General features: G+C 68.4%; 10 protein-coding genes and 1 pseudogene. 1 reads left to right on the top strand and 10 read right to left on the bottom strand.

What is annotated here, in order from left to right; translation table 11 throughout:
* Positions 1 to 35: 35 nt before the first annotated feature.
* Entirely contained in the window at positions 36 to 167 is a 132-nt protein-coding gene (locus KME77_RS29860) for a hypothetical protein (RefSeq protein ID WP_281424133.1), read from the bottom strand.
* A 111-nt stretch (positions 168 to 278) separates the two neighbouring features.
* On the opposite strand from KME77_RS29860, the gene rarD reads away from it, so the two are divergent.
* Positions 279 to 1,184, top strand: a complete 906-nt coding sequence (gene rarD, locus KME77_RS13785) for an EamA family transporter RarD (protein WP_219466764.1) — start codon at positions 279 to 281, stop codon at positions 1,182 to 1,184.
* Here the strand turns inward: rarD and KME77_RS13780 are convergent.
* The 9 genes and pseudogenes from KME77_RS13780 to KME77_RS13740 all read right to left on the bottom strand — a co-directional run.
* Positions 1,152 to 2,144: a polyprenyl synthetase family protein gene (locus KME77_RS13780; protein WP_219466763.1), complete on the bottom strand. Its 993-nt coding sequence runs from the start codon at positions 2,142 to 2,144 to the stop codon at positions 1,152 to 1,154. The genes rarD and KME77_RS13780 overlap by 33 nt on opposite strands.
* 11 nt (positions 2,145 to 2,155) lie before the next feature.
* Entirely contained in the window at positions 2,156 to 3,691 is a 1,536-nt protein-coding gene (gene nuoN, locus KME77_RS13775) for an NADH-quinone oxidoreductase subunit NuoN (protein ID WP_246609723.1), read from the bottom strand.
* A 44-nt stretch (positions 3,692 to 3,735) separates the two neighbouring features.
* The gene (locus KME77_RS13770; RefSeq protein ID WP_219466754.1) at positions 3,736 to 5,295 is read right to left on the bottom strand and encodes an NADH-quinone oxidoreductase subunit M; all 1,560 of its coding nucleotides are present in this window, start codon (positions 5,293 to 5,295) and stop codon (positions 3,736 to 3,738) included.
* Positions 5,295 to 7,166 (bottom strand): NADH-quinone oxidoreductase subunit L, encoded by a 1,872-nt coding sequence (gene nuoL, locus KME77_RS13765; protein ID WP_219466768.1) that lies wholly within the window; start codon positions 7,164 to 7,166, stop codon positions 5,295 to 5,297. The genes KME77_RS13770 and nuoL overlap by 1 nt, the downstream gene beginning before the upstream one ends.
* A gap of 52 nt (positions 7,167 to 7,218) precedes the next feature.
* Positions 7,219 to 7,515, bottom strand: coding sequence for an NADH-quinone oxidoreductase subunit NuoK (gene nuoK / locus KME77_RS13760; protein ID WP_219466752.1), 297 nt, complete (start codon positions 7,513 to 7,515; stop codon positions 7,219 to 7,221).
* On the bottom strand, positions 7,512 to 8,285 hold the full coding sequence (locus KME77_RS13755; protein ID WP_219466749.1) for an NADH-quinone oxidoreductase subunit J: 774 nt from the start codon (positions 8,283 to 8,285) through the stop codon (positions 7,512 to 7,514). The genes nuoK and KME77_RS13755 overlap by 4 nt, the downstream gene beginning before the upstream one ends.
* On the bottom strand, positions 8,278 to 8,793 hold the full coding sequence (nuoI, locus tag KME77_RS13750; protein WP_219466747.1) for an NADH-quinone oxidoreductase subunit NuoI: 516 nt from the start codon (positions 8,791 to 8,793) through the stop codon (positions 8,278 to 8,280). The genes KME77_RS13755 and nuoI overlap by 8 nt, the downstream gene beginning before the upstream one ends.
* Entirely contained in the window at positions 8,780 to 10,135 is a 1,356-nt protein-coding gene (nuoH, locus tag KME77_RS13745; protein ID WP_219466767.1) for an NADH-quinone oxidoreductase subunit NuoH, read from the bottom strand. Before nuoH ends, nuoI begins: the two co-directional genes overlap by 14 nt.
* A pseudogene (locus tag KME77_RS13740) lies at positions 10,135 to 10,456 on the bottom strand (NADH-quinone oxidoreductase subunit G); the annotation flags it as partial. The gene nuoH and the pseudogene KME77_RS13740, both read right to left, overlap by 1 nt.

Genomic DNA, 10,456 nt, shown 5'->3' with positions numbered 1-10,456 from the left:
GGGGCGGGCTCAGGGGGCGGGCTCAGGGGGCGGGCTCAGGGGGGCGGGCTCAGGGGGGCGTCGAGGACGGCGTGCCGCGCCGGTACGGGGATCGCGGTGGAGCGGCCTGTCAGGGCGTCCTCGCGGCGGACCATCGAGGTCTTGTTGCCTCCGAACAGCCAACCCATCGTCGGACCACCTCCACCTCACAAGTCCCGCGATGCTTAAGAAGTGCTACATAGTTCCGTACAGCGATACACATTTGTGTTTAAAGGTGGTAATGCCCGAAAATGGAGGACATGCCTGACCTGAGACGTGGCGTGCTGTTCGGGGTCGCCGCCTATGTGATCTGGGGACTGTTCCCGCTGTACTGGCCGCTGCTCAAGCCGGCGGGTGCGGTCGAGATCCTGGCGCACCGGATGGTGTGGTCGCTGGTGGCCGTGGTCGTGGTGCTGGCCGTGTGGCGGCACTGGGGCTGGATCCGGCCGCTGCTGCGGCAGCCGCGCAAGATCGGGCTGCTGGCGCTGGCCGCCGCCGTCATCACCGTCAACTGGGGCGTCTACATCTACGCCGTCAACACTGGTCACGTGGTGGAGAGCGCGCTCGGGTACTTCATCGGCCCGCTGGTCAACGTGCTGTTCGGGGTGGTGCTGCTCAAGGAGCGGTTGCGGCGCACACAGTGGGTGGCCGTGGGGTTCGGGACGCTCGCGGTGGTGGTGCTGACCGTGGACTACGGTCGGCCGCCGTGGATCGCGCTCGTGCTGGCGTTCAGTTTCGGCCTGTACGGGCTGTTCAAGAAGCAGGCGAACGTCGGCGCCACGGAGAGCCTGACCGTGGAGAACCTGGTGCTGCTCGTCCCCGCGCTGATCTACCTCGGCACGCTGGGCGAGGCCTCGACGTTCGGGCGTGAGGGGGTCGCGCACGCGTTGCTGCTGGTCGGGGCGGGAGTGGTGACGGCGGTGCCGCTGCTGCTGTTCACCGCCGCCGCGATCCGGGTGCCGCTCAGCACGGTCGGGTTGTTGCAGTACATCGCCCCGGTCCTGCAGTTCCTGTGCGGGGTGCTGGTCGCGCACGAGGTCATGCCGGCCAGCCGGTGGATCGGGTTCTCGATCGTGTGGCTGGCCTTGGCGGTCTTCGCCTACGACAGCATCCGGGCGAACCAGCGGGCCAGGTCACCCAGAACGCTGGACCACGTAGTCACATAGCGCCAAAAATGCGGACTTGGCTGGGATGTCAGGCAGGCCAGAGATGTCGGAGCGAGCCCGGTCCACCCAGGCGTTCAGCTCGGCCCGGGCCTGCGACATCGCCGGGTGAGCGCGCAGCAGGTCCAGCGCCTCCCCGACGGACGACTCCGGCACCGGCCCGGCGGACAGCAGCTGCCCCAGGCGCGAGGAGGAGTCCGAGGCCAGCGCGTACAGGACCGGCAGTGTCCGGATGCCCTCGCGCAGGTCCGTCCCCGGCGTCTTGCCCGACTCCGTGGACGTGGAGGCCACGTCCAGCAGGTCGTCGCCGAGCTGCCAGGCCACGCCGATCGCCTCGCACGCCCGGCTGAGCCGCTCCTCCACGTCGGCCGGCGCCCCCGACAGCAGCGCCCCGAACCGGCCGGAGGCGGCGATCAGTGAGCCCGTCTTGTCGGCCAGCACGCTGATGTAGTGGGCCACCGGGTCCTCGTCGCCGCGCGGCCCGACGGTCTCACGGATCTGCCCCTGCACCAGGCGGGAGAACGTCTGGGCCTGGATGCGGATCAGCTCCGGCCCCAGGTCCGCCAGGATGTCGGACGCCTGCGCGAACAGGTAGTCGCCCGTCAGGATGGCCACGGTGTTGTCCCAGCGGGCGTTCGCGGACGGGGAGCCGCGGCGTACGGGGGCCTCGTCCATGACGTCGTCGTGGTAGAGCGACCCGAGGTGCGTCAGCTCGATGACCACGGCGCCGGGCACGACACCCGGCGCCGACGGGTCGCCGAACTGGGCGGCCAGCAGCAGCATCAACGTACGGAAGCGCTTGCCCCCGGCCTCGATGAGGTGCTTGGACGCCTCCGTGACGAAGGCGTCCTCGCTCTCCACCGACGAGCGCAGCAGCTTCTCGACCGCGGTCAATCCGTTGGCCACGTCTTGCGCCAACCGCTCGTCCTGGATAGGAAGGTCAACCACGGGAGGCGCGGACATACAAGATCCCCTTATCTGACGAACAGGCTGGAGGCAGCCTGGTTGGCGAGGTCGAGCATGGGCTGCGGGAAGAGCCCTACTCCTACCGTAACCAGCAGCGAAACGGCGATGACCGCCACCGTCCCCATACTGGGGACCGCGATCGAGGGGCCGTCGGCCGCGGGCTCGCTGAAGAACATCAGCACGATGACGCGGACGTAGAAGAACGCGGCGACCGCGGAGGCGACGACGCCCAGCACGACCAGCCCGGTCATCCACCCGCCCAGCGAGTCGCCGCGTTCGGCGCCACTGCTGAGCGCGGCCGCGAACACCGCGTACTTGCCGAAGAAGCCGCTGGTCAGCGGGATGCCCGCGAAGGCCAGCAGGAAGAAGGCGAAGACGCCCGCCAGCAGCGGGGAGCGCTTGCCCAGACCCGCCCAGCGCGACAGGTGTCCCGCCTCGCCGCCGGGATCGCGGACCATCGTGACCACGGCGAACGCGCCGACCGTGGTGATGCTGTAGACGAGCAGGTAGAACAGGATCGCCGACAGCGACTTGGCGTTCTCCTGGGCCTTGTCGAACGTGGCCAGGACGCCGATCAGCAGGAAGCCCGCGTGCGCGATCGAGGAGTAGGCCAGCATCCGCTTGATGTCGGTCTGGGTGATGGCCACGATCGCGCCGACGAGCATCGTCAGGGCGGCGACGGCCCAGATGACCGGACGCCAGTTCCAGTCGAGGTTGCCCAGCGCCACCCAGAACACCCGCAGCAGCGCGCCCACGGCCGCCACCAGCGTGCCGGAGGCCATCAGCGCGGTGACCGGGGTCGGCGCGCCCTGGTAGACGTCCGGCTTCCAGGCCTGGAACGGGGCCGCGCCGATCTTGAACAGCAGGCCGACGCCCAGCAGCGCGAACCCGATCAGCAGCAGCGGGTCCAGCAGCGACCCGGTGGCCAGTGACTCGTTGATGCCGGTGAACGACACCGTCCCGGCGTAGCCGTAGATCATGGCTGTGCCGTACAGGAAGAACGCCGAGGAGAACGCGCCGAGCAGGAAGTACTTCATCGACGCCTCCTGCGACAGCAGGCGGCGACGGCGGGCCAGGCCGCACAGCAGGTACAGCGGCAGCGACATGACCTCGAGGCCGACGAACATCGTCAGCAGGTCGTGCGAGGCCGGGAACAGCAGCATGCCGCCCACGGCGAACAGCGCCAGCGGGTAGACCTCGGTGTGCGTGACGCCCGCCGCCTCGGCCTCCTCCTCGTCGGCGCTGCCGGGCACGGCCGCCGCCGAGGCGACGAAGTGGCCCTCGTCGTTGATCAGCAGCACGCACACGAACGACAGGACGAGGATGACGCCCCAGATGAACAGCGCGGGGCCGTCCACCGCGACCGCTCCCATGGCGACCGGCGCCGTCGGGACGGCGCCCTGGACGATCTGCACGATGACCAGCGCGAAGGCGCCGGCCAGCGACAGCAGGGTCAGCGGGACGTGGATGGCCTTACGAACGTAGTGCGGTGCGAACGCCTCGACCAGCACGCCGATCACGGCCGCGCCGAAGACCAGCAGCATCGGCGCCAGTGTGCCGTATTCAATGGTCGGCGCCACGGCGTTGTTCACTGTCCGGCCCCCTTCTCAGCGATAGCCGGGTTGTCCACCTGTACGTTGACCAGCGTCTGGGTCACGGCGGGGTTGATGACGTCGAGCAGCGGCTTGGGGAAGAACCCGAAGCCGATGATCAGGGCGACGAGCGGGGCGAGCACCACGATCTCGCGCGCGTTCAGGTCCTTGAACGCCTTGACCGGCTCGGCAGTCGGCCCGTGCAGCGTGCGCTGCACCATCCACAGGATGTAGACGGCCGCCAGGATCACCGCCACCGCGGAGATGACCGCCGCCACGGTGAGCGCGCCCGCGCCGAAGGCGGTGCTGGAGTAGGTGCCGATCATCACCATGAACTCGCTGACGAACGACGACAGCCCCGGCAGCGACAGCCCGGCCAGGCCGGCGATCAGGAAGAAGCCGGCCAGCAGCGGGGCGACCTTCTGGACGCCTCCGTAGTCGGCGATGTACGGGGACCCGCGCCGGGCGATGAGGAACCCGGCGGCCAGGAACAGCGCGCCGGTCGAGAAGCCGTGGTTGACCATGTAGAGCGCGGCGCCGGACTGCGCCACCTGCGACATGGCGAACACGCCCATGACGATGAAGCCGAAGTGGGAGATCGACGTGTAGGCGATGAGCCGCTTCATGTCGGTCTGCCCGATGGCCACGATCGCGCCGTAGATGATGCTGATGACCGCCAGCACCACGATCGGCGTCGTGAACGCCTTGGCCGCGTCGGGGAACAGCTCCAGGCAGAAGCGCAGCATCCCGAACGTGCCCACCTTGTCGAGCACGCCCACCAGCAGCACCGCGGCCCCGGCCGGGGCCTGGGCGGCGGCGTCGGGCAGCCAGGTGTGCACCGGCCACAGCGGCGCCTTGATGGCGAAGGCGATGAAGAACCCGCCGAACAGCCACTTCTGCGTCGCCGGGTCCTTGATGACCCCGATCAGCTCGGGGTACATGAACGTCCCCTTGCCCGCGACCACGTACAGGGCGATGACCGCGACCAGCATGAGCAGGCCGCCGAACAGCGAGTACAGCAGGAACTTGACGGCCGCGTACGAGCGCTGCGCCCCGCCGTACGACCCGATCATGAAGTACATCGGGATCAGCATGGCTTCGAAGAAGACGTAGAACAGGAAGACGTCGGTCGCCGCGAAGACGCCGATCATCATCGCTTCCAGCACGAGCAGCAGCGAGAAGTACGTCTTGACCGACCGCTTCGGCGTGATCAGCGTGCCGTCGGCGCTCTGCGTGCCGTCGGCGTCGTGCCAGGAGGCCAGCACCACGATCGGCACCAGCACCGCCGACAGGGCGATGAGCACGAGCGCGATGCCGTCCACGCCGACGCCGAACTTCACCCCGAAGCTGGGGATCCAGTCGTATGCCGCCTGGAACTGGAAGCGCGGGCCGCCCGTCCTGAACTGGGTCGCCATGACGATCGTCAGCGCCAGCACGACCAGCGAGACCACCAGCGTGACCTGCTTGGCCAGCTTGTCACTGCCCTTGGGAAGCAGGGCCACCACAATGGCGCCCAGGACGGGCACCGCCATGAGTATCGGGAGCCAGGGTGACATCAGATGTTCCCAACGAGGAGCAGGGCGCCTGCCAGGAGAGCGGCACCGAACAGGATGGACAACGCGTACGTTCTGGCGAAGCCCGTCTGGAGCCGCCTGAGGCGTCCCGAGCTCCCGCCGATGCCCGCCGCCAGGCCGTTGACCAGCCCGTCGACGCCGCGGTTGTCGAAGTAGACCGCGATGCGGGTCAGCCACTGGCCGGGGCGCATGAACAGGGACTCGTTGAGCGCGTCGCCGTACAGGTCACGACGGGCGAAGGTGGTGAGGAAGGAGCCGCGCGGCTGCACGGAGGGCACCTCGGCGCGGCCGTACTTGTACCAGGCGAACGCGGCGCCGATCGCGACGAGCGCGAGCGTGGCCAGGCCGGGCACGCTGGTGAAGGCGAAGTGCGGAGCCTCCTCGGCCGCGCCGACGGCGGGCGTGAGGAACTCGTACAGCCGGTTGCTCAGCACCAGGTAGGCGCCCAGCACCAGCGCGCCGAGCGAGAGGACCATCAGCGGCACCGTCATCACCAGGGGCGACTCGTGCGGGTGGGCGTCGTCGGCCCAGCGCTTCTGCCCGAAGAAGGTCATGAAGACCATCCGCGACATGTAGAAGCCGGTGACGCCCGCGCCGAGCACGGCCAGCCAGCCGAGCACCTGGTTGTGCTCGATGGCGGTCTCGATGATGCCATCCTTCGTGAAATATCCGGACAGCATGGGGAAGCCGATGATCGCCAGGTAGCCGATGAAGAACGTCGCGAAGGTGATCGGCATGGCCTTGCGCAGCCCGCCGTACTTCCGCATGTCCACTTCGTCGTTCATGCCGTGCATCACCGAGCCGGCCCCGAGGAACAGGTCGGCCTTGAAGAAGCCGTGCGTGATCAGGTGCCCGATCGCGAACGTGTACCCCACGGGACCGAACGCGGCGCCCAGCATCATGTACCCGATCTGCGACATCGTGGACCCGGCCAGGCCCTTCTTGATGTCGTCCTTCGCGGTACCGATGATGGCGCCGGCCAGCAGCGTGGCCGCGCCGACGATCGCGACGGCGAGCGCCTGCGGGGAGCCCTCGGGGAAGAAGAACGCCCCGGAGCGGACCACCAGGTAGACGCCCGCGGTGACCATCGTCGCCGCGTGGATCAGGGCCGAGACCGGGGTCGGGCCCTCCATCGCGTCGAGCAGCCAGGACTGCAGCGGGAGCTGCGCCGACTTGCCGCACGCGCCTAGGAGCAGCAGCAGGCCGATCGCGGTGACCGCGCCGCCGGAGGGCGGGTTCGCGGCGATCGCCTTGCCCAGGTCGCTGAAGGTCAGCGTGTGGAACGTCGTGATGATCACGAACATGCCGACCAGCAGGCCGAGGTCACCGACGCGGTTGACGACGAACGCCTTCTTGGCCGCCACCGCCGCCGACGGCTTGAAGTACCAGAACCCGATCAGCAGGTACGAGGCCAGGCCCACGCCCTCCCAGCCGATGAACAGGCCCACATAGTTGTCGGCCAGCACCAGCAGGAGCATCGCGGAGACGAACAGGTTCAGATAGGAGAAGAACCTGCGCCGGTCCGGGTCGTGCGACATGTAGCCGATCGAGTAGATGTGGATCAGCGACCCGACACCCGTGATGAGCAGGCAGAAGCTGATCGACAGCGGGTCGACCAGCAGCCCCATGTCCACCATGCCGGGGATGAACTCGTACAGATGCACGGCCTGGCGGCGTTGCTCCGCGGGCAGGCCGATCAGTTCCAGGAACGCCAGCACGGCCACGACGAACGAGGCGAGGGACATGGCCACGCCCAGCAGGTGGCCCCACCGGTTCGTCATGCGCCCGAGGACCAGCAGGATCGCCGCACCCAGCAACGGGAAGGCGATCATCAGCCAGGAGGCCCCGATCATGCCGCCGGTGGTGTGCTGGACGATCTCAACCGGAGATTCCACCAGTCACCTCTTAGTACTTCAGCAGGTTGGCGTCGTCGACGGACGCGGACCTGCGGGTTCGGAAGATCGTCACGATGATGGCCAGGCCGACCACGACCTCGGCCGCGGCCACCACCATCACGAAGAACGCGATGATCTGGCCTTCGAGGTTGCCGTTCTGCCGGGCGAAGGTGACGAACGCGAGGTTGCAGGCGTTGAGCATCAGCTCGACGCACATGAACACCACGATCGCGTTGCGCCGGATCAGCACGCCCATGGCGCCGATCGCGAACAGCAGCCCCGACAGGATCAGGTAGTGAGTGGTCACGCCGGCTCCTCGTCAGATGACTCGATGGCTGCCCTGTGCTTGATGGCGTCGGCCAGCTTCGGGTCCTCGGGGAGGTGGCCCTGCTCGACGTCGTAGCGCGCGATGTAGCGGTTGACCGACTTCTCGGCGACCGTGCCGTCGGGCAGCAGGGCCGGCATGTCGATCGCGTTGCTCCTGGCGTACGTGCCGGGGCCCGGCAGCGGCGAGGGGTGCTCGCCCTGGAAGCGGGCCCTGGCCAGGTCCTTCTGCGTCTGCTTGGGCGCCAGCCGCTCGCGGTGCGCCAGCACCATCGCGCCGAGCGCCGCGGTGATCAGCAGCGCCGAGGTGACCTCGAAGGCGAAGACGTACTTGGTGAACAGCAGCAGCGCCAGCGACCGGATGTAGCCCGCCTGCCCCAGCGCCCCGGCCAGCCCCGCCTCCTTGGCGAAGACGGCGTTGCCGACGGCCAGGATGATCAGGACGGCGAAGCCGAGGCCGGCGATCGCGGCCCAGAACCGCTGGCCGCGCAGCGTCTCGACCAGCGAGTCGGAGGAGTCAACGCCGACCAGCATGAGCACGAACAGGAAGAGCATCATGACGGCGCCGGTGTAGACGATGATCTGCACCGCGGCCAGGAAGGGCGCGTCCTGCACGGCGTACAGCACCGCGAGGCAGAGCATCACGGTGCCGAGCATCAGCGCCGAGTAGACGGCCCTGCGGTTGAACACCATGCCGAGTGCCGCGCCGACGGACACGACGGCGAGCACCCAGAAAGTGATGGTCTCACCCATTGGTCCGTCCCAGCCGGTAGTAGTCCTCTTCGGTCTCACCGAGGCGCATCGGGTGCGGCGGCTGCTCCATGCCCTGGGTGAGGGGCGCGAGGAGCATCTCCTTGGTGTAGATGAGGCCCTCGCGGTTGCTGTCGGCCAGCTCGTACTCGTTGGTCATCGTGAGCGCCCGGGTCGGGCACGCCTCGATGCACAGCCCGCAGAGGATGCACCGCAGGTAGTTGATCTGGTACGTGCGGCCGTAACGCTCGCCCGGCGAGAAGCGCTCCGCCTCGGTGTTGTCCGCGCCCTCCACGTAGATCGCGTCGGCCGGACAGGCCCAGGCGCACAGCTCGCAGCCGACGCACTTCTCCAGCCCGTCGGGCCAGCGGTTGAGCTGGTGCCGCCCGTGGAAGCGAGGAGCCGTGGGCCTCTTCTCCTCCGGGTAGTTCACCGTGACGGGCTTTTTGAACATCGTGTGGAAGGTGACCCCGAAGCCCTTCACGGGGTTCAGCCAATCAGTTAGTCCCACTGGGAATCTCCTTGTGCTGCACCCCGTGGTAGTGCGGCAGGTCGAGCGGCGGCACAGGGAAGCCACCGGCCGTTGGCTCGTTGGACAGCTCCTCGAACTCCGCCTCGACCTCCGCCTTGGTGGCTTCCTTGCGCCGCTGGTTCACCGTGTCGAACCGGGCCCAGATGCCGAGCGCCGCGATGACGACGATGATCGCGACCGTCATGACGGCCGCGAAGCTGCCGCCCTCGAACCCGGCCTCGCCGCCCCGGACGTACATGACCGTGCGGATGGCGGCGACGAGCATGATCCACGCCAGGTTGACCGGGATCAATACCTTCCAGCCCAGCGACATGAGCTGGTCGTAGCGGACGCGCGGCAGCGAGGCCCGCACCCACACGACGAAGCAGAAGACCAGCACGAACTTGACGAAGAACCACAGCAGCGGCCACCAGCCCTCGTTCGCGCCCGCCCAGAGCGAGATCGGGAACGGGGCCCGCCAGCCGCCGAGGAACAGCGTGATCGCCATCGCCGAGGCGACGAACGTGTGCAGGTACTCGCCCATCATGATGAGGGCGAACTTCAGCGACGAGGAGTACTCGGTCTGGAAGCCGCCGACCAGCTCGCCCTCGCCCTCGGGCAGGTCGAACGGGATCCGGGCGGCCTCGCCGAAGGCGCAGAACACGTAGATCAGGAACGACGGCAGCAGCAGCACCACGTACCAGGACGGCATCGGGATGCCGAACAGCTCGCCGCCGGAGGCCTGCGACTTGACGATCTCCGACGTGGACAGCGTCCCCGCGAACAGGAACACGCCGACGAACGACAGACCCATCGCGATCTCGTACGAGACCACCTGCGCCGCCGACCGCAGCCCGCCCAGCAGCGCGTACGGCGAGCGCGAGGACCATCCGGCCAGCACCACGCCGTAGACCGAGATCGCGCCCATGGCCAGCATGAACAGCACGGCCACCGGCAGGTCCACGAGCTGCAGCGGCGTCTGCACGCCGAACAGGTTCACGATCGGCCCGAACGGGGTGATCGAGAAGGCCAGGAAGGCCGGGATCACCATGATGACCGGGGCCATCAGGTAGAGCATCTTGTCGACGGTCCGCGGGAAGAGGTCTTCCTTCAGGCCCATCTTCAGGCCGTCGGCCACCGACTGGAGCAGGCCGAACTTGCCCGCCCGGTTGGGGCCGTAGCGGTTCTGCATCCTGGAGATCAGCTTCCGCTCGAACCAGACGCCGAACAGGATGCAGACCATCAGGAAGACGAACAGCATCACGGCCTTGATGATCGTGATCCAGAGCGGGTCCTTGCCGAAGTCGGCAAGAGTCGGATCGGCCGCGAGAACAGGGATCATCATGAGGCGCTCCCGATGGTGACGATGTCGCCGGGCACCGCGCCCAGGTCACGCGTGACCGAGACGCCGGCGGAGTTGGCCGGCATCCAGACCACCCGGTCGGGCAGGTCGGCGACCCGGACCGGCAGCGTGACCGCCCCACCGATGACCAGCTTGCCGCCGTCCACGACGCCGACGTCGGCCGCCGTGGCCGCCGAGACCAGGGCGACGGCCTCGCGGGCGGTGCCCGCCAGGTAGGGCCCGCCGTCCTGAAGGCGGCCCTCGTCCAGGAGCTGGTGCCAGCTGGCCAGCAGCGCCTCGCCGGCCCGCGGCGCGGACTGC

Source organism: Nonomuraea rhizosphaerae (assembly GCF_019396405.1).
Lineage (GTDB): Bacteria > Actinomycetota > Actinomycetes > Streptosporangiales > Streptosporangiaceae > Nonomuraea > Nonomuraea rhizosphaerae.
The sequence above is the reverse complement of the archived record's forward strand: the minus strand, read 5'-3'. Positions and strand labels throughout refer to the sequence as shown.